We start from the raw sequence: 23,716 nt of genomic DNA on the forward strand, positions 1-23,716 counted from the left end.
GGCGGGGTGGTCGCCCACGCCGCCGCCACCGGGCGGGTGCCCGCCCCCGCCCCCCCCCGCCCGGCGCGCGGCCGCGGTTGGGGGACGTCGGCGGGGCCCCCGCCCCACTCCGGCAGGGCCACGACGCCCGGCTGTCAGCCGACCGGCTCAGGGGTCGGCCGGGCCGGCGCGGCCGACCCGGAGCCGGCGGCCGAGGCCGCCCCCAGGCCGGTGCCGCGCGTCTCCTCGGCCCACAGCACGCACACCAGCAGGCCGACCGCCGTGGTGCCGGCCGCGATCAGCATGGTCGGCCCGGTCCCGAGGCCGCTGAGCGACAGCGGCAGCAGGTACGTGCCCACGGCCGCGCCGATCCGGCTCACCGAGGTCGCGACGCCGACCGCCGTCGCCCGGATCTCGGTCGGGAAGAGTTCGTTCGGGTAGGTCCAGTCGAGCACGTTCGGGCCGCCGCACAGGAACGCGTAGGCACAGAGCGCGATGACTGCGACGGCCGCCGGGGCGGCCGGCCAGACACCCAGCAGAGCGAGCGGCACGATCATCAGGGCGAACGACCAGATGATCACCGGACGACGGCCCCAGGTGTCGATCAGCCGGAGCGCCGGGAAGCAGCCCAGCAGGAAGACCAGGCTCACCAGGGCCGTGCCGAGGGTGTCCAGCACGGTGCCGCCCGGCATGCCGAAGGAGGCCAGGATCTGCGGGCCGAAGGTCAGCATCGCGAAGAGCGGGCCGACCTGGCAGAGGAAGAACAGCCCGCAGAAGAGCGTGCGGCGCCGGTAGGGCTCGGTCATCAGCAGCCGCAGGCCGCTGGGACGGCCCGCCTCGGCCGGGTCGGGCATCAGTTCCCGTCCGTCGACCCGGACGCCCAGGTGCTTCTCGACCACGCGCACCGCGTCACCGACCCGCCCGTTGGCGGCCAGCCAGCGCGGCGACTCGGGCGACCCGCGCCGGATCACCAGGAACACCACGCAGAGCACCGCGGAGCTGGCCAGCATCCAGCGCCAGCTGCCGTTCCCGCCGATCCGAAGGAACAGGTAGCCCGTCAGGTAGGCGAGGACGGAACCGGCGTACCAGGCGATGATCTGCTGGCCGAGCAGCCGCCCGCGGTGGCGGGCCGGCAGCCACTCGGCGAGCAGCGAGGTCGCGATCGGGTAGTCGGCCGCCACGGCCAGGCCGAGCACGAAGCGCAGCACGGCGATCGCCCACACCTGGTCGACCCAGAAGGAGAGCACCGAGCAGACGACCATCACCAGCAGGTCGGCGGTGTACATCACCTCCCGGCCGATCTTGTCGGTCAGCACGCCGAACAGGGCGCCTCCGACGAACATGCCGACCAGGGCGGCGGCGCCGATCAGGCTGACCTCGGCGGTGGAGAGGCCGAGCTCGGGACGCATCCCGATCAGGGCCACGCCGACGATGCTCAGGATGTAACCGTCCAGCAGGGGCCCGCCGGAACAGGCCAGGGCCAGTCTCCGGTGGAAGGCGGTATACGGGGCGTTGTCGATGGTTCGGGACATGGAATTCGGGTCCTCCGGGGCGTACGGCGGTGCTCCCGCACTCCGTGCGCCTGGTAGACGGCAGAAGTCGGGGCCGCCCGGTCGGACGACCCCGTCACCCGGACCCACCGGGCGACCGTCCACGGTTGCCCGCTCCGAAGCGGTCCCGACGGGGACGAAGGTCCGCCGGTTCCGGGCCCTTGGTCCCGAACCGGACGGGCCCTGGGACCCGTGCGGCGGGGGCTTCGGCCTGCCAGGCCCGGGAAGCACCGCTCCGCGCGCTCCGGCCGGGCGGACCGGGTGACACTTCTCACCCGAACACGGTAAATGTCGGAATTGCCTGATATGTGATGGCACGGGCGGCTGCCACGGATCGTCAACGGGGCCCCCGGACAGCTGGACCGGCCCCGCCGCCCCGCGCCGGACACCCAACCCGCCGGTAGCGGGCGGCCGATGGTGACGACCGGACCTCGGGCGGGCCGCGACCCGCCCTCGGGGCGGCCGCTCTGACGAACAGTCCGACGAGGGACCCGGCCGCCGCCCCTGCCGGGACGGCCGCCCGGCCGGTCCGGCGGCGACCGGGCGGACCTACCCACCGGTAATCTCCGCTGCCGAACCCCTGGACACCCGGGCGCACCTGGTCCACGCTTCAGCTCCATGACCCCTACGCCGGCCCCCCGGGGCTCCGTGCAGCCCGCCCTCCTCGACGCCGTCCTCGGCGTGGCCGAGGACATCGCGGCGCTGCTCCGCGACCGCCCCGACACCGGCCGGCCGATCCCGGGCGCGCTGTGGACCGTGGGCGAGGCGGCGGCCCATCTCGCCCTGGCCAACGGGCTGATGGCCGAACTGGCCGCCGGTGAGCGGCGGACCTACGGCGACGGCACACCGGCCGGCCTGGCCGCCGCCAACGCGGCGTCCCTGGCCGCGTTCCCCGAACGGGACGCGGTCGTCCTCGCCGAGCAGATCGCCCGGCACGCCCGCGCCTTCACCGAGGCCTGTGCCGGCCGGCCCGCGTCGACCGAGGTGCTGACCCCGCTCGGACCGATGGACCTGGCCACGCTGGCCTCGTACCTGATCACCCATATGCTCGGCCACGGGTACGACCTGGCCGTCGCGCTGCGGCGGCCGCACATGGTGGACCGTCACCGGGTGGCGCTGACCGTACCGTTCCTGATGGCCGCCATGCCGCGGGTGGTCGACGGCCGCTCCGCCGCCGGTCACACCGCCTGCTACGACCTGCGGGTGCGCGGCGGCGCCCGCTTCACGGTGACCTTCCGCGACGGCGTGGCCGAGGTCTCCGCCGGCCCGGCCCGCCGACCGGACTGCACGATCCTCACCGAGCCGGTGGCCTTCCTGCTGCTCGCCCTGGGCCGGTGCGGCCCGTACGCGGTGCTGGCCCGGGGCAAGGTCCTCGCCTGGGGGCGCAGGCCGTGGCTCGCCCTCGGGTTCCCGCTGCTGTTCACCGCCCCCTGAGCGCCGCCTCGGGGCGTACGCCGCTCAGGGCAGCCGCCCCCAGCTGGTGACCAGGCCGGGCGAGAGGTCCGCGACGGTGCCCGTGGCGAGGGCCTCCCGCGCCTCGTCGAGGAGCCGGGCGTCGACGAGGCCGGTGGCGAGCATGGCCTCGCGGGTGCGGTCCCAGGTGTCCAGCCAGAACGCGGTGATCGGGGCGTCCGCGACCAGGGCGGGCACGAACACCTCCGCGCCGACCTCGGACAGTCCGAGGTCGCGCAGCAGCCGCGGACAGTCGGGGGTCCAGCTGATGTCCGTGCCGATGGACGTCCGCAGCGCCCGCCACATCGCCCGCATCGCGAGCCGGTACGGGGTGTCCGGCGGCGCGGCCGTGGTGAGGTCGACCGGGTCCCCGAGGACGAGGTACCCGCCCGGGACGAGGAGGTCCCGCAGGCGGGCCAGGACGCGGTGCCGTTCCGGCAGGTGCATCAGCACGAAGCGCGCGTGCACCAGGTCGAACCGGCCGCCGGGGTCGAAGTCGGGCGAGGAGACGTCCGCCGTGAGCGTCCGCAGCGCCCCGCCCGCGAACGGTTCGACGAAGCGGGTGTCCCGGTCGACGGCGAGGACCTCGCCGGCCCCGCCCGCCGTCGCCAGCCAGCGCGCGATCGTGCCGGTACCGGCTCCCACCTCGCAGCAGCGCACTCCCGCGCCGACCCCGAGGGCGCGCAGCCGGGCGCGGGTGACGTGGTCGTAGGCGAGGGAGCCGAGATCGATGCGTTCGCCCTCGCCGGGCTGCCAGGGCTCGAAGAGGGATTCGCCGTACCCGCCGTCGGCTCCGGCCGGGCCCGGCGCGACCGGGTCGGTGGACATCCGGTGTCCTCCCGTCATGCCGTCATGCCGTCGTGGCGCCGGGGGCGCCCCGGCACACCGCCGGCGCACCGGCCGTGACCGGGGCCGCGGATACCGCCGAGCCTAGCGAAGGGCGGCCGTCCCGTCGCCCGGACGGGCCCGCCCCGGCCCGGTCTCCCCGCCCGGCCCCGTCCGCCGAATCCGGCTACGCTGAGCAAGGAGGCTCCGGGCCCGAGGCGGGGGTGTCGGCCACACCGTGCGGAGGTGCGAGGTGCCGGGAGAATCAGAGCCGCGGTGGCGGCGTGACGTCCTGCCCGCGGTCACCGCCGCGCTGCGGCGCTTCCCCTTCACCGTCGCCACCGCCGTGGTGGTCCTGGTGGTCGGGCTGGCCGTGGGCGGCCTGTGGGACGCGACGTCCGACCGGTCGTGGTACCCGAACGTCGCGTACGGCCTGCCCTCGTTCGAGAAGGGCCGCTGGTGGACCCTGGCCACCGGTCCGCTGTTCTGCTCGACACCGATCGACTACCTCCCGGTGCTCGTCGCCGTCGTGCTGCTCTGCGGCCTCGCCGAGGCGAGGCTCGGCACGCGCTGGACCGCCGCGGTGACGGTGGCCGGCCAGCTCGGCGCCGTCCTGCTGGCCGCCCTGCTGCTGTTCGCCCTCCGGCACACCGCGTGGACCTGGGCGAAGGACCTGGCCGGCACCGTCGACGTCGGCGTCTCGGCGGGCGCGCTCTGCGCGGGCGCGGTGGCCTCGGCGGCCCTCGCCTCGCCGTGGCGGCAGCGGCTGCGGCTGGCCCTGGCCGCCTACGCCGGCGTCTCGCTGCTGTACGTCGGAGGGCTCGACGACCTGGAGCACGCGCTGGCGGTCACCGGCGGCCTCGTGGCCACCCACTGGCTGCGGGTCCCGGGCGCGGCCCGGACCTCCGGCCGGCTCAGCCGCCGGGAGTGGCGGCTGCTCGCGGTGGCGGGCCTGGTCCTGATCGCGGCGATCCTGCTGGTCGTCTGGCTGGTACCGGGCAGCGGTCCGGTCGGGGAGACCAGGGGGCTGGGCGGACCGGGCTGGCAGGTGCTGCTCTCGGTGGCGCTGATCGCCCTGCTGGTCAACGGGCTGCGCCGGGGGCGCCGCACCGCCTGGCGCTGGACGGTGCTGCTCTGCGCGCTGAACGCGCTGCTGGGCCTGTTCGTGGCGGTCGCCTACGTGATCGGCAAGGCGCTCGACGAGCAGGTCACGGTCACCGGCGCGGCGGTGTTCGTCCCCACCTCGGTGGTGTGGACGGCCGAGCTGGTGGTGCTGATCGCCGGCCGGGAGGCGTTCCGGGCCAGGCGGCCGCGCGGCCGGGCCCGGGTGCCCGGTGCCGAGCCGGCGCCCGCAGCCGCGCCGGCGTCCGCCGGGGACCCGCGCACCCGGGCCGCGGACCTGCTGGTCCACCGCGGCGGGGCGAACCTCTCCTGGATGACCACCTGGCCGGACAACTCCTACTTCTTCCCCGAGGGCGACGACGGGAGCTACCTCGCCTACCGGGCCCACGCCGGCGTCGCGGTCGCGCTGGGCGATCCGGTGGGAGCACCGGACGACCGGGGCCGGACGATCACCCGCTTCGCCGAGATGTGCGACCGCGCGGGGCTGGTCCCGTGCCTGTTCTCCGCCACCGCCCGGGCCGCCGGGACCACCGACGCGCTGGGCTGGCGGTCCGTCCAGGTCGCCGAGGACACCGTGATCGACCTGCCGGACCTGGAGTTCCGCGGCAAGGCCTGGCAGGACGTGCGCACCGCCCTGAACCGCGCCAGGAAGGACGGCGTCGAGTACCGGCTCGGCGCCCTCGCCGAACAGCCGCGACCGGTGCTGGCCCAGGTCCGCGGCATCTCCGAGGAGTGGGTCGGTGACATGGGGCTGCCGGAGATGGGCTTCACGCTCGGCGGCGTGGAGGAGGCGATGGATCCGCGGATGCGGGTCGGCCTGGCGCTGGAGGGCGACGACCACCTCCACGGGGTGACCTCGTGGATGCCGGTGTACGGCCCGGGCGGGGTGCCGCAGGGCTGGACCCTGGACATGATGCGCCGCCGCCGCGAGGGCTTCCGGCCGGTCGTCGAGTTCATGATCGCCTCCAGCTGCCTCGCCCTGCGCGACGACGGCGCGCACTACCTCTCGCTCTCCGGCGCGCCGCTGGCACGCACCGGCCCGGCCCACGCACCGACCGTGCTGGACCGGATCCTCGACCAGTTGGGCGCGGCCATGGAGCCGTACTACGGCTTCCGCTCGCTGCACTCCTTCAAGGCGAAGTTCCAGCCCCGCTACGAGCCGATGTTCCTGCTCTACCGCGACGAGGCCGACCTGCCCCGGATCGGGCTGGCCCTGCTGCGCTGCTACCTGCCCTCCGCCACGATGCGCGACCTGCTCAAGGTCCCCGCGCACCACGGCTGACGGGAACGGAACCGCCGTGCGGAGCGCATCGGTCCAGGTCGAGGTGGTCATCACCGTCCCCAACCACGGCGTCGGGCTCTGGATGCTCGGCGCGTTCGTGCTGACCTTCGCCGGGACCAGGGTGGTCACCCGGCTGATCAGGGCGGGCCGCGGACCGTTCCGCGACGTCGCGGTCGGCGGCACCCACGTGCACCACCAGGTGTACGGCATCCTCGCGATGCTGGTGGCGGGCGCCATCGAGTTCTCCTACCGGCCGGACAGTCCCGGGGCGCAGGTCCTGGCCGTGCTGTTCGGCGCCGGCGCCGCCCTGGCCGTGGACGAGTTCGCGCTCTGGCTGCACCTGGAGGACGTCTACTGGGCGAAGGAGGGCCGCAAGTCGGTCGACGCGGCGTTCCTCGCGGTGGCGGTCGGCCTGCTGCTGGTCGCCGGGTTCAACCCGTTCTCCGATGTGGGTCAGGGCACGGCCAACCACCTGGTCTTCGCCGCGCTGATGCTCGTCAACCTGGCGCTGTGCGTCGGCACGATCCTCAAGGGCAAGACGGCGCTCGGGGTGATCGGCCTGCTGGTGCCCCTGGTGGTCGGGCTGGTCGGCATCCTGCGGCTGGCCAAGCCGACCTCCCCCTGGGCCCGTTGGCGCTACCGCCCCGGCTCGCGCAAGGCCGAGCGCGCGCTGCGGCGCTACCCGCCCGACCGCCGGACCCGCCTCGACGCCCTGAAGGACTTCGTCGGCGGCACACCGCACCGCTGATCCCGCGCGGCCCCCGGCCGGGTCGGGCCCACCGCCCCGGCCGGGTCGCCCCGGCGATCAGTCCAGCATGCGCTCGATGAGGTCGGCGGCGTGCCGGGTGCCGCCCTCGGCCCGGGCGCCGGCCCGCAGCCGCGCGGAGCGGCGGGCCACCTCCGGGTCGCCGACGAGCTCGGCCAGCGCTGTCCGCAGGGTCTGCGCCGTGGCGTCCTCGGTGTCGATCCGGCGGCCCACCCCCAGCTCCACTAGACGGTCCGCGTTCATGAACTGGTCGACGGCCTGCGGGACGGCGATCATCGGCACCCCGGCCAGCAGCCCCTCGCCGCAGCCGTCCATCCCGGCATGGGTGACGAAGGCGTCCGCCTGCGCCAGGATCGCCCGCTGGGGGACCCAGGGGTGCACCTCGACGTTGGACGGGACGGTGCCGAGGTCCTGCGGATCGGTGTACTTCCCGATCTGCAGGACGACGTGCCAGCCCGGCAGGTCGCCGAAGGCCGCCAGGCACTGCCGGTAGAACTCCGGCCGCCGGGTGAACGCCGAACCCAGCGAGATCAGCAGGACCTTCTCGGCACCGGCGGGGCGGGTCCAGGCGTCCGCGTCCGCGCTCAGGTCGTAGCAGGGGCCGACGAAGGTCACCGCGTCCGCGTCGACCCGGTCGGCGTTCGGCTGCATCGCCCGCGTGATCAGGGCCAGGACCCGGACGGGGAGACCGGCGAAGGCGTCCACGTCGGTGGTGGTGGCGCCGCTCTCGGCCAGCCAGCGGGCGAACCTCGCCCGGTGGGCGGCGGCCCCCGGCAGCTCCCACAGCTCGACCGCCTCCTCCTGGTGGTAGCCCTGCCAGGCCACGAAGGTCGGGGACAGCTGCACGACGGGGCGGCCCTGGGACTCGGCGAGGGCACGCGCCGCGTAGCCGCCGATGTCGTACAGGTAGAGGTCCGCCGGGTCGTCGTCATAGGCGGTGCGCAGCTGCGGGAGGGCCTGGACGGCGTTGTCGAGGAAGAGGTCCATCCCGGCGATCGGGTCGTCGGGCCAGCTCTGGTCACCGACCGGCAGCACGGAGGCGCAGGGGACCAGTTCGGCGCCGGTGGCCTCGATCAGCGCGGCGGCCGCCGGGTCGTTGGCGTAGGTCACCCGGTGGCCGCGGGCCACGAGTTCGCGGATGACCTCAAGGCTGGGCAGGACGTGGCTGACGGCGGGGACACCGACCATCGCGATGTGGGCACGGCGACGGGACATGGGCGATCACTCGTTTCAGGTCTGCGGCGGGGAGGACACGGCAGACCCGTGCGCCCGGCCCGGCGCGGGAGAGCCCGCCGGCGGAGCGTCACTCGGGTCTGCGAGACGGGACGGGGGCCTGCCCCGTCCGGTCAGCCGTAGATCTGGTGGAAGCACATGTTCAGGACCCTAACCCGCAACCCGGCCGCCGCGCACGGCATTTACGGCGGCCCGGGCCACGGGCGGCCGGACCCCGGGCTGTCGGCGCCGGGCCGCGCTTCGACCTGACCCCGCGTCCGCTCGGCCGAGCGCGCGGGGCCTCACAGGGTGGCGGTGTCGATCACGAAGCGGTAGCGGACGTCGCTCCCGAGGACCCGCTCGTAGGCCTCGTTGATCTCGTCCGCGCCGATCAGCTCGATCTCGGCGCCGACGCCGTGCGCCGCGCAGAAGTCCAGCATCTCCTGAGTCTCGGCGATGCCCCCGATGCCCGAGCTGCTGAGGCTGCGGCGGTTGCCCGACAGCGCCTGGAGGGTCAGCCGCACCGGCTCCTCCGGGAGGCCCAGGTTCACCATGGTGCCGTCCGTGCGCAGCAGCGACAGGTAGGCGGCGAAGTCGAGCGGCGCGGAGACGGTGTTGAGGACGAGGTCGTACCGGCCCGCCGCCTCCTCGAAGGTCTTCGGGTCGCCGGTGGCGTAGTAGTGGTCGGCTCCCAGCCGCAGGCCGTCCTCCTTCTTGCGCAGGGACTGCGACAGGACGGTGACCTCGGCGCCGAGCGCGTGCGCGAGCTTGACGGCCACGTGGCCGAGGCCGCCGAGGCCGACCACCGCGACCCGCCGGCCGGGGCCGGCGCCCCAGTGGCGCAGGGGCGAATAGGTGGTGATCCCGGCGCAGAGCAGCGGGGCGGCCACGTCGAGCGAGAGCCCCTGCGGGATGCGCACGACGTAGTTCTCGTCGACGACGATCTTCTGCGAGTAGCCGCCGTAGGTGGGCCGCCCGTCCTTGCCGACGGCGTTGTACGTCCAGACCGGGCCCTCGGCGCAGTACTGCTCCAGGCCCGCCCGGCAGTTCTCGCACTCCCGGCAGCTGTCGACCATGCAGCCGACGCCCACCCGGTCGCCGACCGCGAACCTCGTCACGCCGGGGCCGGTCTCCGCGACGGTGCCGGCGATCTCGTGGCCGGGCACCATCGGGAAGATCGCCGAACCCCAGCCCTCGCGGGCCTGGTGGATGTCGGAGTGGCAGATGCCGACGAAGGCGATGTCGATCAGGACGTCGTGCTCCCCCACCGGGCGGCGCTCGATGGTCGTCCTCGCCAGCGGGGCCTTGGCGGCGGGCGTGGCGTAGGCGGCAACGGTGATCACGGCGGACCTCCTGGCGACGGCGGACAGACGGGCGGGGGACGGCCGGGCGCACGGACAGGCGGGCAGGCGGGCAGGTGGGCAGGCCTCCGGGGTGGACGGACCGGGCCCTCCGCTTTCCAGGATCGGCCCGCCGGCCGGTCCGCCGCCACCGATCGCCGGGACGGGCGGCCCGGCCCCGGTCGCCCGGGTCGCCGGCGGGTGCCGGACGCGTGGCAGGGCCGGCGGGCGGCGGGGAGAATGACCCGGAGGGTGGCCACAGGCGAGGAGGACCGACATGCAGGCCCACGGATCCGCGCAGCAGCCCACCACCGAGCTCGACGCCCGCTACAGCTCCGCGCTCCGGCCCCGTCCGGGCGCCGAGGAGGTCACGGCCACCCCGTGGGCCGAGGCCCGGCGCCGCCTGGAGGCCGCCGAGATCTTCTGGCTGTCGACGGTGCGGCCCGACGGCCGGCTGCACGTCACTCCGGTGATCGCCGCCTGGCACGAGGGGGTGCTGTACTTCTCCACCGGCCCGGACGAGCAGAAGGCCAGGAACCTCGCCCACGACGGGCACTGCGCGCTGACGACCGGGGGGAACTCACTCACCGAAGGCCTCGACCTCGTGATCGAGGGCACGGCCGAGCCGGTGACCGATCCGGCGGTGCTGGAAGCGGTGATCACGGCGTACGAGTCGCAGTACGGCTCGCACATCACCTCGCCCGAGGGCACCTTCCACGGGATCGGGGACGCGTTCCGGAACGGGAGCGTGACGGTGTTCGCGGTGGCGCCGGTCACCGCGTACGGCTTCGGCCGGGACGACGGGGTCTACAGCCACACCCGGTGGACGTTCTGAGCGACGGCGGCCGCGGCCGGACGGGCCCCGACGAGCGCCGGGGCGTGGCGGGCCGGCCGAACCGACTCACCACGCCCCGGCGCCACCGGACTGCTCTCAGCCCTCCTGGGCGAGGCTCTTGATCTCCTCGTAGTCCATGCCGAGCCGGCTGAAGACCTGGATCTGCTGCTCGGGCATGCCGAGGCCGACGAGCTCCTTGACCTGGGCGTCGGTCAGCGGCTTGCCCGGGGTGCCGGGCCGGCCGGCGCCGACGGGGGCACCGGGGCCACCGGCCTCACCGGCGGCGGCGCTCACGAGGGCGAGCGTCGCGTTCTGGATGTCCTTGTCGGTGATCTTCACCGCGTCGGTGGGCGCCTGGACCGCCGGGGCGGAACTGTTGAACGCGAGCTTGACCGGGAAGGTGCTGCCCGGGCCGGCCTTGGGCTCCAGCTGCGCGAGGTCGAAGGTGGCCGAGGAGAAGGTGCCGCCCTTCAGGTACAGGTCGACGCCGATCCTGGTGTCGGCCAGGTCGTCCGGGACCTTGGTGGGGAGCTTGCCGAACTGCTCGGGGAGCTTCGCGGAGAGCGGCTTGAGCGCCTTCAGTAGCTCGTCGGTCAGCTGTCGGGCCGGGGCGCTCACCAGGAGGTGCTCGGCGCCGTCCTTCTTGCCCTTGTCGTCGAAGGTGACGGTCCGGGAGAAGACGTCCTTCAGCGAGACGGCCAGCTGCTCGGCGGTCTCCGGGTCCAGCGTGGGCCGGCCGGACGGGGCGGGGGTGCCGGCGTCGGCGGGCTTCTTGGCCGTGTCCGCGAGCTCCTGCAGGTCGAAGGCGACCCACTTGCCGGCCAGCACGTCCTTGACCGGGTTCAGCTCGGTGGGCAGGTCCTCGGCGACCGCGTCCACCTCCGCCGGGTCCTCGCCGACCAGCTTCACCAGGCCCTTGGCGTCGGCGCGCACGTACGCCTTGGCGTCGACCTGACGGAACTCCAGGAGCGCGGTGCCCTTCTTGTCGGCGAGCAGGTAGGAGACGCGCAGCGACTTGTCCGGCGTCACCTCCTTGCCGGCGCCCCGGGTGTTCTTGAAGGTGTCGAGGTCCTTGAGCGGCTTGTCGGCGGCCATCGCGACCGAGATGCTCAGGCCGGACAGCGCCTCGGCGGTCTTCTGCTCGACCTTGTCACCGGTGGCGTTGCCGAAGGCGACGATCTGCTCCGGCGAGGCGTCCACGGAGAAGGTGAGGCCGGCGGCCTTGCTGTCGCCGAGCTTGTCGAAGGCCTTGGTCACCTTCTGGGCGGCGGTGAGCTGCTCGACCGTGCCACAGGCGGTCAGGCCCGCGGCGAGGACGGAGGCACTGACGACGAGGGGAACTGCGCCGCGCGCGGCCCGGCGGATAGCGGTGTTGATGGTACGTCTCCTGTGTGACGGGGCCTGGTGCGGGGGCAGGCCGATCCCTCCCCTGTGGCAGGAAGCGCCACAGCGACGTCACATCTGATCACACAATCCGCAAGGGGTGCGCCATTATTTTGGCATCTCTTGAACACCTGTCCGACACCCGGCCGTGAACGGCCTTGCGTACCACCGCCGGTCGCGCACCGACGGCGCGTCCGAAAGACCTCGCCCCGCGCCGCCGGAGCGCGCCCTCCGTTCGTACCCGGCGGATCCTTCCGCGCCGTCAGGGCGTCGGCGGCGGCGCCGGTCGCGGGCGGCGCAGCTCGGCGTAGACCGACCAGAGCACCGAGACGGCGGGGACGGCGACCACCGCGCCGATCACCCCGGCCGCGATGCTGCCCGCGAGCACCGAGACCGCGACCACCACCGGGTGCAGGCTCACCGCCCGGCTCATCACCAGCGGGTGGAGCAGATGGCCCTCGATCTGACCGATCACCACGATCAGCAGCAGCACCACGATCGCGATCACCGGGCCGCGGGCGGCCAGCGCCACCAGGGCGGCGACCAGCATCGCGATCGGGGAGCCGACCAGCGGGACGAACGAGGCGAGGAACTCCAGCACCGTCAGGGGCAGGGCGAGCGGCACGTCGAGGAGGAACAGCGAGATGCCGACCATGATCGCGTTGCTCGCCGCGACGACGAAGATGCCCCGGGTGTAGCCGGCGAAGGTCCGCCAGGCCACCCGCCCGCCCCGGTCGAGGTGGTCGGCGGCGGCCGGCGGCAGCTGGGCGGCGGTCCAGCCCCACATCCGCTCGCCGGAGTGCAGGAAGAACACCGACATGAAGAGCGCGAGCGCCGCGCCCGTCCCGAGCTCGACCGCCCGGTGGGCGCCGTTGACGACCGTGCTGATCAGCGTCGCGCGGTGCTTGGCGGCGAAGTCGGAGACCTTCTGCTTGAGGTCGTCGAAGGACGTCGGCTCCAGGTGGAGGGGCGGTCCCTTCAGCAGCTTCTCCAGCCGGTCCAGGCCGCCCTGGAACTCCCTGGCGAGGCGTGACACGTCGTCCGCCACGTTCTCGCCGATCAGCGCGAGCAGGCCGGCCGGCAGCAGCAGCGCCACCGCCAGGCCGATCAGGACGGCGAGCGGGCGGGGTACCGCGCGGGCCGCCAGATCGACCAGCGGGCGGATCACCGAGGTGATCACCAGGGCGAGGAAGGCGGCCAGTGTGATCAGGTGGAACTGGCCCAGCACCGTCAGCACCAGGTACGCGGCCACCGCGACTACCAGCAGCCGCCAGGCGTAGTCGGAGAGCCGGCGCAGCCCCGGGCCCGCGCCGGGGGCGGCCGCCGCGGGAGCCGGCCTTTTGCGCGGGCCGGGCCGTCTCACCCGCATGCCGCACCGCCGGCCGCCGCGCCCGCCGGCGCGGCACCACGCGCGGGTGGGCGGCCGCCCGGCGTCGGGGGCCGGCGGTGGGACCGGGGGCTACGGGGGTGCGCAGGCGACATGGATCATGGATAGCGGGTGGGACGCCGCCCGGGCGGTTCCCGCGCCGACGGAGCGGGTGGCCGGGCGGCAAGCGGGTGGCCGGTACGGGGTCGGTGGCCGGCGCGAGGTCAGTGGGCAGTGCGGGGTCGGTGGGCAGTTCGCGGTCGGTGGGCGGTGCGGGGTCAGTGGCCGGTGCGAGGTCAGTGGCCGGTGCGAGGTCGGTGGGCGGTGCGGGCCCGGCGCAGCAGGTAGAGCGCGGAGGCGGCGGCGAGGACGGCCATGCAGGCGGCGAAGACCAGGCCGGCGTCGGCCAGGCCGAGCGGTTCGGCGAGCAGGCCGACCCCGATGACCGGGATCGAGATGCCGAAGTAGGCGACCACGAAGAGCGCCGAGAGTGCGCCGCCGCGGTGCTCGGCGGGAGCGGCGGCGGCGATCGCGCCCACCGCGCCGCGCAGGCCCATGCCCTGGCCGGCGCCGCCCACCAGGGCGCTGAGCACCAGCGGCGGGAGGGTGGTCCGGGCGAGCGAGGCGGCCAGCAGGGCCAGCCCGGCGATGAGCACCAGGCAGCCGAGCGGGATCGCCCGTGCCGTACCCAGGCGGGGCACCAGGAGCTGGCCGAGGGTGGAGGCGAAGAAGGCCGTGAAGACGATCAGGCCGACGACCGCCGAGTTGTGGACGTCCAGGCTCTCGGCGAGGAAGGCGGGGCTGACCGAGGTGAAGACGCCCAGCAGGGCGAAGCCGGCGAAGGCGGCGATCCCGGCCGGCACGAACACCCCGCGGACCTCCGGTGGCAGCGACGGCCGGTGCGGCCGGGCGGTGCGCAGCGGCCGGGCCCCGTCGACCGTCTCCGGGAGGAACCAGAGGACCGCGAACGAAGCGGCGAGCAGCACCAGGTGCACGACGAACGGCAGCACCAGCGGCCCGGGCGCGTACTCGGCGAGCAGCCCCGACAGCAGGGGGCCGCAGCCGAGGCCGCCCATGTTGGCGGCGGTCGCCACGAAGCCCGCCCTGGCCTCGCGGCCCGGTGGGGCGAGTTCCAGCACGTACGCGGTGGCCGTCCCGGTGAACAGACCCGCCGACAGCCCGGACAGCAGCCGCCCCAGGCAGAGCAGCGGCAGACCGCCCTCCGCCAGGAAGGCGACGGCGCTGCAGGCCGCGAGCGCCAGCCCGGCGAGCAGCACGGGCCGGCGGCCGACGGAGTCGGAGACGTTGCCGACGAGCAGCAGGACACCGATCACGCCGAACGCGTAGACGGCGAAGACGACCGTCACCATCAGCTCGGAGAAGCCGAGCTCCGCCTGGTAGCGCCCGTACAGCGGGGTGGGCAGCGTGGTGCCCGCCATGCAGACGGCGAAGGCGGCGGCAGCCCCGAGGTAGCCCAGCCGTCCGGCGGCCGGCCGCGCGATCCGACGATCGGTCATCCGCCCACGCTAGGCACCGGGTCGGCGCCGCGCGGGCCGGGCTGCGCCGAATGGCCGTGGCCCTCCGCAGGAGGAGGGTGCGGACTCAGGGCGTCACGGCGGGACGCGGCACGGATTCGGCGTGCCGCCCGGCCGCCGGTAGCGGTCGTCACGGTGGCCGGGCTCTGAGCCGTGGCGGGACGGGCCCGGACGGCGAGGAGTGGGGGTACCCGCCGCCCGGGTCACGCTCTGCCCACCCGGTCCTCTTCTCACCCGGATCCGGCCGGACAAACCACCCGGTTCCCGGCGCGCGCCCCAGGGGCGTTCCCGATCGCGACACGGCGGGGCCGAGGCTGCCTCCGCTCCGGACGGCCTGGTAGAACGGGACGGCCGGCCCAGGGCGTCAGAGCCGTCCGCACGCCGGGCCGGACCGACCGGCTCCGGCCGCCGTCACCCACGTGCCCACCGAACGCATCGTGACCCGGGGAGCAGTAGTCCATGAGGATCCACCTGACCAGCGTCTTCGTCGACGACCAGGCCGAGGCCCTGCGTTTCTACACCGAGGTGCTGGGCTTCGTGACGAAGCACGACGTCCCGCTCGGCCAGGACCGGTGGCTGACCGTCGTCTCGGCGGAGGATCCGGGCGGGACGGAGCTCCTGCTGGAGCCCAGCGGCCACCCCGCGGTGCGGCCGTACCGGAGGGCGCTGGTCGAGGACGGCATCCCGGCCGCCTCCTTCGCCGTGGACGACGTGCCCGCCGAGTACGAGCGGCTGCGCGCGCTCGGGGTCCGCTTCACCCAGGAGCCGCGCGAGATGGGTCCGGTGACCACGGCGGTGCTGGACGACACCTGCGGCAACCTGATCCAGCTCGTGCACGGCGGGTAGGAGCGGTCACGGCGGCGGGCGGCCTCAGGGAGCCGCCCGCAGGGTGGGCCCGTGCGTCGGACGGTGACGGGCCCGGCCGAACCGGCCGGAACCGCTCCCCCGCCCGTGGGAGCGATCTCGTGGGATCGAGGCGATCACCGGCGGTTGCGTCTCACACCCGCCTCGTCGCGTCACACCCGCCTCGGGCGCCCCGCGGGGCGGCCGAGGGCGCCCACCGCCGCGCCGGCGGCCGTGGCGGCGAGGGCCCAGAGGAAGGCCTGGTCCGAGGCGTCCGACCAGGCCGCCAGCCGGTGGGCCGCCCAGTGGACGTAGGGGATCAGCGCCACCGCGGCGGCCCCGGAGCCGAGGACGGCCAGGACGGGAACCGCGCGGCCGGTCGGCGCGGGGCCGCGCCGCAGGAACCACAGCATCGGCAGCAGGCCCACCGTCAGCACACTCGCCGGCAGCACCCCGGGCACCTTCGGGACCAGCTCGCCGCCGCAGAGGTACGCCGCGAGGCGGACCCAGAGCAGGCAGATTCCCTGACGGAGCAGCAGGAGCAGCAGCTCGCGCGACCGCCCGGCCGGTCCGGCGGCGACCAGCAGCCGGGCGCCCGTGGCCGCCAGCACGCCGGCGAAACCGGCGGTCAGCGCCACGGGCAGGCCCAGCGCCGGACGGCGGGGCTGCTCGGGGACGACGATCGTCTGGTGGGCGGGGTAACTCCGGCGCGACCAGGTGCCGTCGGGGGTGCCGCGCACCAGTCCACCGTCCGGGTAGTGGGCCAGCACCGCCCAGCCCTCCGGCGCGGGGACGATGAACAGGTCGGCGGGGTACCCGGCGCGGCCGCCGGTCGGTTCCGCGCCGGGGGACGGCACGGCGGGGTCGACCGGTGCCCCGTCCACGCCGGTGGGTGACGGAGTCGGGGGCGGGAGCGGCTCGTCGCGCCACGGCGGACCGGGGTCGAACCCGGCCCGCCAGGTCCGGCCGCCGTCCTCGCTGATCTCGATCGGCGAGGTGGAGTCGAGCAGTCGGAAGCACGGCCCCGGCTCGCCCTCCAGGCAATGGCCGTCCTGCGGCCGGCTGTTCCGCCGGGACTTCTCGACGTCACCGGACCGCTTCTCCTCGGTCCAGGTCGCGCCGCCGTCCTGCGACGCCCACCGGCCGGCTTCGGTGTCCAGGATCGCCCGCGCCCCGGCGTGCCAGAGGACGGGCCGCGGCGGCTCCGCGATCTCGGAGGTGGCCACCATGGCGACCACGGCCAGCGGCACGCCCAGCAGCGCCGCCCACCGCCGGGGCCGCCGCGTCGCCCGCGACCGCTTCCACAGCCACCAGGAGACGCCCAGCGCCGGCAGGGCCAGCAGGTCGCTCCGGTCCCCCTGGATCCGGCTCGGTACGCCGCTCCACGACCAGACGGTCGAGGCGAGTTCGCCACCGGCCTCGCCGGACTTCGCGACGGTGAACATCACCGCCGTGACCACCAGCCCGGCGATCGCCGGGCGGTCACCGCGCAGGCGCAGCAGCGGCGTCAGCAGGAGGGCCAGGACCACCGGCGAGACCAGCATCCACGCCAGGTCGCTGACCTTCCCGGTGACCGCGCCCGGCCAGAGCCGTTTGGCGACATGGTCGTTGACCAGCAGCACCAGCACCGCGCCCGACGTCCCCGGGTGCCCCGCCCAGCGGACGACCGGCCGGACCGCTCCCCACTCCCCCGTCCCGCGCATTCCCCGAGCCTCCCCCGCCCGTGGCACGGGCACGCCGCGCACCGTGTTCCGAACCGGACACAGGTGGATGACGGAGCGTCAGGTTCCGGAAGCCGGTGGCGCCCGGCGCCGGTCGCCACCGGTCCCCGGGCTACCGCGGGGGGCACTCCAGGACCAGGCGGATCTCGGTGACCTCGTACCCGGCACGATCGAACGCGGCGGCCATCGGGACGTTGACGGTGTCGGTGGTCGCGGTGATCCGCTCGGCGCCCGCCGCCGCGTGGAAGCGGGTGATCTCGGCCAGGATCTCGTCGATCAGGCCCCGGCCGCGCTGCTCCGGCACGACGCCCAGGTAGCCGACGTTGCGGTGGTAGGGCGTCGCGGAGGGGATCGCCATCCCGGCCGGCGTGCCGTCCGGGAGCTCGGCCAGCCGCCACCACGAGCGCTCGCCGGGGCAGCTCAGGTAGAACTCGAAGTCCTCCCGGGCCAGTTGCCCGGCGTCCATGGTGAGCAGCTCGTTCTGCGTCGCCAGGTCGAGGCTGTCCTGCGAGAGGCGCACGAAGGCCTCCAGGAACTCCTCGTCGGTGCCCTCCCGGAAGACCAGCCGCCCGGTCGGTTCGGCGGTCCCGCGCCGCGGGGTCCACTCGTAGCGGAGCCGCTCGATCTCCCGGGTCAGACCGGCCCGCCCCGCCGCCTGCCGGCGCCAGGCGACCGCCTCCGCCAGCTCGGGCTCCGCCCGCCAGCCGCGCGGCAGCGAGATGTTGTAGCCCGGACGGTTCCCGAAGGCGGCGTGGCCGGCCTCCAGCAGGGCGGTGGCGACAGCGGCCGGATCGGCCACCCCCGCGCGGACCTGGAGGCAGTCCAGCGCGATCGGGCGCTCGCTGTCGGAACGGCCCCACCACAGGGCGCGGGCCAGGATCCCGCCGTCCTCGTCCTGGGCGACCCAGACCCACTCGGGGCGGATCCGGTTCTCGGCGAGCTCCTCGCGGACCTTCTCGGCGGTCAGGGCGGGGACGGGGCCGTCGGCCGGGTAGGCGACGGCACGGTCCAGGTCGGAGGGGTCTGCGGTAGCGGCACGGAAGATCATCCGGAGATGATCACACAAGCCCGACCGCCCGGCCAGCTCCGTCCGGCGGGGTGGTGATCTCGGTGGGGTGACGACCTCCCGGGGAACCGCCTCCCGGGACGGCGCGTGCGCGGCGGCAGGCGCCCCGAGTGCGCTGTCGCACCCCCTGTCGCCGACGCGGTGGCCGGGGCAGGATGGCCCCGTTGTCGCACCGTACACGAAGGGATACCGATGGGGAGCCACGAGAAGCCCGCACCCGACCCGGGGCAGGGCGATCCCCCGCCGGGGAACGCGGACGGCCAGGTCCCGAAGCCGCCACCCGGCGGCGGGAAGCACAAGAAGTGATGCCCGACCTGGCCCTCCTACGGGCGCGGCTGGACGCGGCGATGGCCGCGCGCGGGGCCTGGCCCGGGCGGTCGCCCTGGCTGCGCGAGGCCGTGGCGGCCCTGCCGCGCGACCTGTTCGCGCCGGACCGGCTGTGGCGGTGGGACGGGCGGGACTACCGGCCGGTGGACCGCGCCACCGATCCCGACAGCTGGGCGCGGGAGCTGTACGCCGACCAGGACGCGGCGGCGGTCACCCAGCTGACCGGCGGGCTGCCCTCCTCAAGCCTGTCCTCCCAGGCCGTCGTGGTGGACATGCTGGACTCACTGCTGATCGAGCCCGGACAACGGGTCTGGGACATCGGTACGGGCCAGGGCTGGAATGCCGCCCTGGTCGCCCGCCGGGCCGGTCCGGGCCGGGTGGTCTCCACCGAGTCGGACGCGGGGCTGGCCGCGTTCGCGCGCGGCCGGCTGGCCGCCGTCGACGCCGCCGTCGAGGTGGTGACGGCCGACGCGACCGGAACACCGCCCCCGGGCGGGCCGGTGGACCGGGTGATCGCCACCTACGCGGTCGACCGGGTGCCGTGGGTCTGGGTGGCGGCGACCCGCCCCGGCGGCCGGCTGGTCCTCCCGTGGGGGCGGCTCGGGCACGTCGCCCTCGACGTCGCCGCCGACGGACGGAGCGCGTCCGGCTGGATCCAGGGCCTCGCGCAGTTCATGGGCGACCGCACCACCGACCCGGCCCCGACGACGGGCCCGGGCGCCTACGCGGCGGTGCGCGGTACCGGCGCCCCCGAGGCTAAGCACATGATCGACCGCGACCTCGCGCCCCTGCGCGAGGACTGGGACCTGCGCTTCGCGCTGCGCGTGGCCGTACCGGACGTCGCGGTCTTCACCGCCGCAGACGAGGACGGCGTCTCGGCCTGGGCCCACGACGGCGACCGCTCGTGGGCGGCACTGTCGGCGGCCGGCGACGACACGGTCACCGTCTACCAGGGCGGCCCCCGGCGCGTCGGCGACGAGTTGCTGAGCGCCTGGGACCAGTGGGACGGGCTCGGGCGGCCGACCCCGTACGACTACGGGATGACGGTGCTGCCGGACGGCCAGTTCCTGTGGCTGCGCGATCCCGGGTCGGGGCCGCGGTGGCCGGCCGACGCGGGGCCGACCACGCCGGACGACCGGGCCCCGGCCGTCGCCAGGAGACCGTGAACTCCCTTACGGACAAGGGGAGCCCGACCGCCCGGCCACCTCCGTCCGGCGGGGTGGCCGGTCTGCGGGGGTCAGGCGGCGTGCGCCGCGAGGAAGGCTCCGGCGTGGGCGGCGGCCTCCTCCTTGCTCGCGCACCGGGTGTCGGCGGCGCCGCGCGTGCCGTCCGCGCCCTCGCCCGACCAGCTCCAGCCGCCGGACTCCGGGGCCCGCACCAGCTCGGCCGTACCGCCGAACAGCCGCAGGGCCGCGCCTGCCCGCCCCGCGGGGCGGGTGACCGCCTCGGGCCACTTCTTGCGCGCGCCCTGCCGGGTGATCCCCCACACCGCGCCGAGCTGCTCGTAGCTCGCGCCGTAGGAGCCGGCGGTGCCGGCCGCGATCGCCGTCAGCCGCTTGACCTCCGCGTCCACCACCTTCCAGGCGGCGAGGACGGACAGGGTCACCTCGACCGGCTCCGCCTCCCACATCCGCTCCTCGGGCAGCCCGGACGTGCGCGCGTGGAGGGCCGAGGCGAGCGGATTCAGGGCGTCGAGGAGCGCCTTGGCCAGCTGCGCCTGCTCTTCCAGGGTGATCTCAGCCGAAGTCATGCGACAACTCTAGTTTCCGAAAATGCATCTGGCAACCTTTGTTACCGAGCGCGGACACGAAGCGACGGACGATCGGACGGGGTGTCAGAAACCTTGCGGCGGAGCGAGGATGGCTCGGCACCCGGGGCGCACCCGGGTGGCGAGCACGCGACCCGACCCGCCCGACAGGGCGCGAACGGGTGAAGCATGTCACGGCTTCGCCCCGTCCCCCGGCGGGGCCCGGGCGGGTAGGTTCCTGCGTCCAAGGGGAGGAGACTCCCCCTTCGGGCGCAGGTCCCACCGTCAAGAGTTCCTCCGACGAGAGAGGCACGAGTGATGTCTGCACAGGACGCCACGCACCACCCCCCGCTGCGCATCGGTGTGGTCGCCGAATCGGCCACCGGGGAGACCCGCGTCGCCGCGACACCCTCGACGGTGCGCGGGCTGCTGGCGCTCGGCTACGAGGTCGCGGTCGAGTCCGAGGCCGGCGCGGCCTCCGGCTTCGCCGACGAGGCCTACACCGAGGCCGGCGCGCGGATCGGGGACGCCTGGCGGGCCGACATCGTCCTGAAGGTCAACGCGCCGTCCACCGACGAGATCGCCCGGCTGAGTGACGGCGCGACCCTGGTCGGCCTGCTCGCACCGGCCCAGCGGCCCGACCTGCTGGAGGCGCTGTCCGCGCGCCCGGTCACCGCGCTCGCCCTGGACGCGGTGCCGCGGATCTCGCGCGCGCAGTCGATGGACGTGCTCAGCTCGATGGCGAACATCGCCGGGTACCGGGCCGTGATCGAGGCCGCCCACGTGTTCGGCCGCTTCTTCACCGGCCAGGTGACCGCCGCGGGCAAGGTCCCGCCGGCGAAGGTCCTGGTGGCCGGCGCCGGCGTGGCCGGGCTCGCCGCCATCGGCGCCGCCTCCAGCCTGGGGGCGATCGTCCGGGCGACCGACCCGCGGCCCGAAGTCGCCGACCAGGTCAAGTCGTTGGGCGGCGAGTACCTCCCCGTGCGGGTCGCCCAGGAGGCGAGCACCGACGGCTACGCCAAGGCGACCTCCGCCGACTACGACCGGGCCGCCGCCGAGCTGTACCACGCGCAGGCCCAGGACGTGGACATCGTGGTCACCACCGCGCTGATCCCCGGGCGGACCGCCCCGCGGCTGCTCACCGCCGCGGACGTGGCGGCGATGAAGCCCGGCAGCGTCGTGGTGGACATGGCCGCCGCCCAGGGCGGCAACGTCGAGGGAACGGTGGCGGGCCGCACGGTGGTCACCGCCAACGGCGTCACCCTGATCGGCTACACCGACCTCGCGGCCCGGCTGCCCGCCCAGGCCTCCCAGCTGTTCGGGACCAACCTGGTCAACCTGCTCACCCTGCTGACCCCCGGCAAGGACGGGCGGCTGGTCCTCGACTTCGACGACGTGGTCCAGCGCGCGGTGACCGTGGTCCGGGCGGGCGAGGTCACCTGGCCGCCACCGCCGGTGGCCGTCTCGGCCGCGCCCGCCGCGCAGCCCGCGGCCGCGCCGGCCGCGCCGGAACCGAAGCGGCCCCGGCTCACCCCGGCCGCCCGCTTCGGCCTGATCGGCCTCGGCATGCTGGCGATGTTCCTCCTCGTCGCCGTGGCACCGGCCCAACTCGCCGAGAACTTCACGGTGTTCGCGCTCGCGGTGGTCATCGGGTACTACGTGATCGGGAAGGTCCACCACGCCCTGCACACCCCGCTGATGTCGGTGACCAACGCGATCTCCGGGATCGTCGTGGTCGGCGCGCTGCTGCAGATCGGACACGGGGGTGCGCTCGTCACCGTCCTGTCCTTCGTGGCCATCCTGCTGACGAGCGTGAACATCTTCGGCGGCTTCGCCGTCACCCGCCGCATGCTGTCCATGTTCTCGAAAGGCTGAGCCCCGATGACTACCACGACGGCCGCCCATGCCGCGGACCTGGTCGCCGCCCTGTTGTTCATCCTCAGTCTGGCCGGGCTGTCCCAGCACCGCACCTCCCGCGCCGGGGTCGTCTACGGCATCGCCGGCATGGCGCTCGCCCTGGTCGCCACCGTCGTGCTGGCGTCCCGCAGCATCACCGCCGGCGCGGTCGCCCTGATCGTCGTCGCGATGGCGCTGGGCGCCGTGATCGGGCTGTGGCGGGCCCGGCAGGTCGAGATGACGCAGATGCCGGAACTGATCGCCGTGCTGCACAGCTTCGTCGGCCTCGCCGCGGTGCTGGTCGGCTGGAACAGCTACCTGGAGGTCGAGTCGCGGGGCTCGGCCCAGGTCGCCGTCGCCGCCGACCTGCTGCGGATCCACCACGCCGAGGTCGTGATCGGCATCTTCATCGGCGCGGTGACCTTCACCGGCTCCGTCGTCGCCTTCCTCAAGCTGTCCGGCCGGATCGCCTCGCGGCCGCTGATGCTGCCCGGCAAGAACGCGCTGAACCTCGGCGCGCTGGGCGTGTTCGTCGCGCTGACGGTCTGGTTCACCGTCAGCCCGGGCCTCGGCCTGGTGATCGCGGTGACCGCGCTCGCCCTCGCGCTGGGCTGGCACCTGGTGGCCTCGATCGGCGGCGGCGACATGCCCGTCGTCGTCTCGATGCTCAACAGCTACTCGGGCTGGGCCGCGGCCGCCGCCGGGTTCCTGCTCGACAACAACCTGCTCATCGTCACCGGCGCGCTGGTCGGCTCCTCCGGCGCCTACCTCTCGTACATCATGTGCCGGGCGATGAACCGCTCCTTCATCTCCGTCATCGCCGGCGGCTTCGGCATCGAGGCGCCGTCCGGCGGGACGGAGGAGCAGGGCGAGCACCGCGAGGTGCGCGCCGAGGAGGCGGCGCGGCAGCTCGCACAGGCCCGGTCGGTCGTCATCACCCCCGGGTACGGGATGGCGGTGGCGCAGGCGCAGCACCCGGTCGCCGAGCTCACCCGCCGGCTGCGCGAGCGCGGCGTCGACGTCCGCTTCGGGGTCCACCCCGTCGCCGGGCGGCTGCCGGGGCACATGAACGTGCTGCTCGCCGAGGCGAAGGTCCCGTACGACATCGTCCTGGAGATGGACGAGATCAACGACGACCTCGCCGCCACCTCCGTCGTCCTCGTCATCGGCGCCAACGACACCGTGAATCCGGCCGCCACCGACGACCCGACCAGTCCGATCGCCGGCATGCCGGTGCTGCGGGTGTGGGAGGCGGAGCAGGTGATCGTCTTCAAGCGGTCGATGGCCTCCGGCTACGCCGGGGTCCAGAACCCGCTGTTCTTCCGCGAGAACACCGCCATGCTCTTCGGCGACGCCAAGCAGAGCGTCGAGGACATCCTGCGCGCCCTCGACGACGACGGCCGGGACGCCCCGGCCCCGGCCGCCCGCCGGACGGCGGCGGCCGGCCGGAGCGCCGGGTAGACCCCGGC

At 74.8% G+C, this 23,716-nt stretch carries 18 protein-coding genes; 8 read left to right on the forward strand and 10 right to left on the reverse strand.

Translation table 11 applies throughout. The features are described from left to right. Positions 1 to 134: 134 nt before the first annotated feature. Positions 135 to 1,511 carry an MFS transporter gene (locus ACFWA9_RS29025; RefSeq protein WP_352290194.1) on the reverse strand — a complete coding sequence of 459 codons (1,377 nt, stop codon included), beginning with the start codon at positions 1,509 to 1,511 and terminating at the stop codon, positions 135 to 137. Between the two features lie 636 nt (positions 1,512 to 2,147). On the opposite strand from ACFWA9_RS29025, the gene ACFWA9_RS29030 reads away from it, so the two are divergent. After that, positions 2,148 to 2,963: a maleylpyruvate isomerase family mycothiol-dependent enzyme gene (locus ACFWA9_RS29030; RefSeq protein WP_380390876.1), complete on the forward strand. Its 816-nt coding sequence runs from the start codon at positions 2,148 to 2,150 to the stop codon at positions 2,961 to 2,963. Between the two features lie 24 nt (positions 2,964 to 2,987). Here ACFWA9_RS29030 and ACFWA9_RS29035 read toward each other — a convergent pair whose 3' ends face one another. Continuing rightward, positions 2,988 to 3,809: a methyltransferase gene (locus ACFWA9_RS29035; RefSeq protein WP_352290190.1), complete on the reverse strand. Its 822-nt coding sequence runs from the start codon at positions 3,807 to 3,809 to the stop codon at positions 2,988 to 2,990. A 250-nt stretch (positions 3,810 to 4,059) separates the two neighbouring features. Here ACFWA9_RS29035 and ACFWA9_RS29040 point away from each other — a divergent pair, with 250 nt between their 5' ends. Both ACFWA9_RS29040 and ACFWA9_RS29045 read left to right on the forward strand, forming a co-directional pair. Further along, complete coding sequence (locus tag ACFWA9_RS29040; RefSeq protein ID WP_380390878.1) at positions 4,060 to 6,210, forward strand: bifunctional lysylphosphatidylglycerol flippase/synthetase MprF; 2,151 nt, start codon at positions 4,060 to 4,062, stop codon at positions 6,208 to 6,210. A 16-nt stretch (positions 6,211 to 6,226) separates the two neighbouring features. Beyond that, complete coding sequence (locus ACFWA9_RS29045) at positions 6,227 to 6,958, forward strand: hypothetical protein (RefSeq protein WP_329491570.1); 732 nt, start codon at positions 6,227 to 6,229, stop codon at positions 6,956 to 6,958. 57 nt (positions 6,959 to 7,015) lie between these two features. Here ACFWA9_RS29045 and ACFWA9_RS29050 read toward each other — a convergent pair whose 3' ends face one another. Further along, positions 7,016 to 8,191, reverse strand: a complete 1,176-nt coding sequence (locus ACFWA9_RS29050) for a macrolide family glycosyltransferase (protein ID WP_380390880.1) — start codon at positions 8,189 to 8,191, stop codon at positions 7,016 to 7,018. A 299-nt stretch (positions 8,192 to 8,490) separates the two neighbouring features. Continuing rightward, positions 8,491 to 9,531 (reverse strand): NAD(P)-dependent alcohol dehydrogenase, encoded by a 1,041-nt coding sequence (locus ACFWA9_RS29055; RefSeq protein WP_380390882.1) that lies wholly within the window; start codon positions 9,529 to 9,531, stop codon positions 8,491 to 8,493. A gap of 274 nt (positions 9,532 to 9,805) precedes the next feature. On the opposite strand from ACFWA9_RS29055, the gene ACFWA9_RS29060 reads away from it, so the two are divergent. Beyond that, a complete protein-coding gene (locus ACFWA9_RS29060) occupies positions 9,806 to 10,363 on the forward strand; it encodes a pyridoxamine 5'-phosphate oxidase family protein (protein ID WP_380390884.1) in 558 nt (185 codons plus the stop codon). Between the two features lie 96 nt (positions 10,364 to 10,459). Here ACFWA9_RS29060 and ACFWA9_RS29065 read toward each other — a convergent pair whose 3' ends face one another. From ACFWA9_RS29065 to ACFWA9_RS29075, 3 genes are all read right to left on the reverse strand, one after another. After that, positions 10,460 to 11,620 (reverse strand): hypothetical protein, encoded by a 1,161-nt coding sequence (locus tag ACFWA9_RS29065; protein ID WP_380390886.1) that lies wholly within the window; start codon positions 11,618 to 11,620, stop codon positions 10,460 to 10,462. Positions 11,621 to 12,008: 388 nt separating this feature from the next. After that, positions 12,009 to 13,115, reverse strand: a complete 1,107-nt coding sequence (locus ACFWA9_RS29070; protein ID WP_380390888.1) for an AI-2E family transporter — start codon at positions 13,113 to 13,115, stop codon at positions 12,009 to 12,011. A 293-nt stretch (positions 13,116 to 13,408) separates the two neighbouring features. Next, positions 13,409 to 14,629, reverse strand: coding sequence for an MFS transporter (locus ACFWA9_RS29075; RefSeq protein WP_380390890.1), 1,221 nt, complete (start codon positions 14,627 to 14,629; stop codon positions 13,409 to 13,411). Positions 14,630 to 15,106: 477 nt separating this feature from the next. Here ACFWA9_RS29075 and ACFWA9_RS29080 point away from each other — a divergent pair, with 477 nt between their 5' ends. Next, entirely contained in the window at positions 15,107 to 15,493 is a 387-nt protein-coding gene (locus tag ACFWA9_RS29080) for a VOC family protein (protein WP_359808622.1), read from the forward strand. A gap of 170 nt (positions 15,494 to 15,663) precedes the next feature. Here ACFWA9_RS29080 and ACFWA9_RS29085 read toward each other — a convergent pair whose 3' ends face one another. Beyond that, positions 15,664 to 17,193, reverse strand: coding sequence for a hypothetical protein (locus tag ACFWA9_RS29085; RefSeq protein ID WP_380390892.1), 1,530 nt, complete (start codon positions 17,191 to 17,193; stop codon positions 15,664 to 15,666). Between the two features lie 130 nt (positions 17,194 to 17,323). Next, positions 17,324 to 18,259, reverse strand: a complete 936-nt coding sequence (locus ACFWA9_RS29090) for a GNAT family N-acetyltransferase (RefSeq protein WP_380390894.1) — start codon at positions 18,257 to 18,259, stop codon at positions 17,324 to 17,326. A 323-nt stretch (positions 18,260 to 18,582) separates the two neighbouring features. On the opposite strand from ACFWA9_RS29090, the gene ACFWA9_RS29095 reads away from it, so the two are divergent. Beyond that, positions 18,583 to 19,770 (forward strand): protein-L-isoaspartate O-methyltransferase, encoded by a 1,188-nt coding sequence (locus tag ACFWA9_RS29095; RefSeq protein ID WP_380390896.1) that lies wholly within the window; start codon positions 18,583 to 18,585, stop codon positions 19,768 to 19,770. Between the two features lie 71 nt (positions 19,771 to 19,841). On the opposite strand, the gene ACFWA9_RS29100 is transcribed toward ACFWA9_RS29095, so the two are convergent. Next, positions 19,842 to 20,354, reverse strand: coding sequence for a hypothetical protein (locus tag ACFWA9_RS29100; protein ID WP_380390898.1), 513 nt, complete (start codon positions 20,352 to 20,354; stop codon positions 19,842 to 19,844). Between the two features lie 315 nt (positions 20,355 to 20,669). Here ACFWA9_RS29100 and ACFWA9_RS29105 point away from each other — a divergent pair, with 315 nt between their 5' ends. Further along, positions 20,670 to 22,226, forward strand: coding sequence for a Re/Si-specific NAD(P)(+) transhydrogenase subunit alpha (locus ACFWA9_RS29105; protein ID WP_380390900.1), 1,557 nt, complete (start codon positions 20,670 to 20,672; stop codon positions 22,224 to 22,226). Between the two features lie 6 nt (positions 22,227 to 22,232). After that, the gene (pntB, locus tag ACFWA9_RS29110; protein WP_352290166.1) at positions 22,233 to 23,708 is read left to right on the forward strand and encodes a Re/Si-specific NAD(P)(+) transhydrogenase subunit beta; all 1,476 of its coding nucleotides are present in this window, start codon (positions 22,233 to 22,235) and stop codon (positions 23,706 to 23,708) included. Positions 23,709 to 23,716: the final 8 nt, after the last annotated feature.

Source organism: Kitasatospora sp. NPDC059973, assembly GCF_042737525.1.
Taxonomy (GTDB): Bacteria; Actinomycetota; Actinomycetes; order Streptomycetales; family Streptomycetaceae; genus Kitasatospora.

Bases quoted from the DNA above. Each gene is read 5' to 3' on its own strand.
- ACFWA9_RS29070 (WP_380390888.1), bottom strand. From the start codon at position 13,115: ATGCGGGTGAGACGGCCCGGCCCGCGCAAAAGGCCGGCTCCCGCGGCG.
- ACFWA9_RS29035 (WP_352290190.1), bottom strand. From the start codon at position 3,809: ATGTCCACCGACCCGGTCGCGCCGGGCCCGGCCGGAGCCGACGGCGGG.
- ACFWA9_RS29085 (WP_380390892.1), bottom strand. From the start codon at position 17,193: ATGCGCGGGACGGGGGAGTGGGGAGCGGTCCGGCCGGTCGTCCGCTGG.
- ACFWA9_RS29080 (WP_359808622.1), top strand. From the start codon at position 15,107: ATGAGGATCCACCTGACCAGCGTCTTCGTCGACGACCAGGCCGAGGCC.
- ACFWA9_RS29050 (WP_380390880.1), bottom strand. From the start codon at position 8,191: ATGTCCCGTCGCCGTGCCCACATCGCGATGGTCGGTGTCCCCGCCGTC.
- ACFWA9_RS29090 (WP_380390894.1), bottom strand. From the start codon at position 18,259: ATGATCTTCCGTGCCGCTACCGCAGACCCCTCCGACCTGGACCGTGCC.
- ACFWA9_RS29060 (WP_380390884.1), top strand. From the start codon at position 9,806: ATGCAGGCCCACGGATCCGCGCAGCAGCCCACCACCGAGCTCGACGCC.
- ACFWA9_RS29100 (WP_380390898.1), bottom strand. From the start codon at position 20,354: ATGACTTCGGCTGAGATCACCCTGGAAGAGCAGGCGCAGCTGGCCAAG.
- ACFWA9_RS29025 (WP_352290194.1), bottom strand. From the start codon at position 1,511: ATGTCCCGAACCATCGACAACGCCCCGTATACCGCCTTCCACCGGAGA.
- pntB (WP_352290166.1), top strand. From the start codon at position 22,233: ATGACTACCACGACGGCCGCCCATGCCGCGGACCTGGTCGCCGCCCTG.
- ACFWA9_RS29030 (WP_380390876.1), top strand. From the start codon at position 2,148: ATGACCCCTACGCCGGCCCCCCGGGGCTCCGTGCAGCCCGCCCTCCTC.
- ACFWA9_RS29105 (WP_380390900.1), top strand. From the start codon at position 20,670: ATGTCTGCACAGGACGCCACGCACCACCCCCCGCTGCGCATCGGTGTG.
- ACFWA9_RS29075 (WP_380390890.1), bottom strand. From the start codon at position 14,629: ATGACCGATCGTCGGATCGCGCGGCCGGCCGCCGGACGGCTGGGCTAC.
- ACFWA9_RS29095 (WP_380390896.1), top strand. From the start codon at position 18,583: ATGCCCGACCTGGCCCTCCTACGGGCGCGGCTGGACGCGGCGATGGCC.